Source organism: Acinetobacter sp. LMB-5 (assembly GCF_001541635.1).
Taxonomy (GTDB): domain Bacteria; phylum Pseudomonadota; class Gammaproteobacteria; order Pseudomonadales; family Moraxellaceae; genus Acinetobacter; species Acinetobacter pittii.
On the sequence record NZ_LRDR01000069.1, the window covers coordinates 1 to 449 of the forward strand.

A 449-nucleotide genomic window follows, 5' to 3' on the forward strand; every position below is an offset into this window, starting at 1 on the left:
AAGAGTTGAGTCTTATCGTCTTGCGCTTTACCTTCACCATTAGCGTAGATGGCGTCAGTTGCCTTGCTGTAGCTCACTTCAGCAGAAAGGGCCACTTGTGGATGGATTGTAGTGGTCAACTAAATTTGGCCACGGTTTTAGAGTTTTCCCAATACAGTCGTTCTGATTCATTGGGTGTCAGACCACCATTATATTGATGTGGCCTGAGTTGGCTGTAATAACCCGTGATGTATCGAGTTATATTCTCTTTTGCTTCGCTAAAATTCCGATAACCCGACACGGGTATCCATTCTGTCTTTAGACTTCTGAAGAACCGTTCTATCGGACTGTTATCCCAGCAATTACCACGCCTAGATAAGCTTTGTTTGATTTGATAACGCCACAACAGTTGTCGAAAAAAACGACTTGTGTAATGACTTCCTTGGGGTCCGCTTGGAAAACGGAAAATA

General features: G+C 43.4%; 1 protein-coding gene. It reads right to left on the reverse strand.

Annotated features, from left to right (window positions below; genetic code table 11):
* Nucleotides 1–115: 115 nt before the first annotated feature.
* Nucleotides 116–449 (reverse strand): integrase core domain-containing protein (locus AW165_RS19570; protein WP_155859664.1); only part of this gene is annotated, 334 nt, incomplete at its 5' end.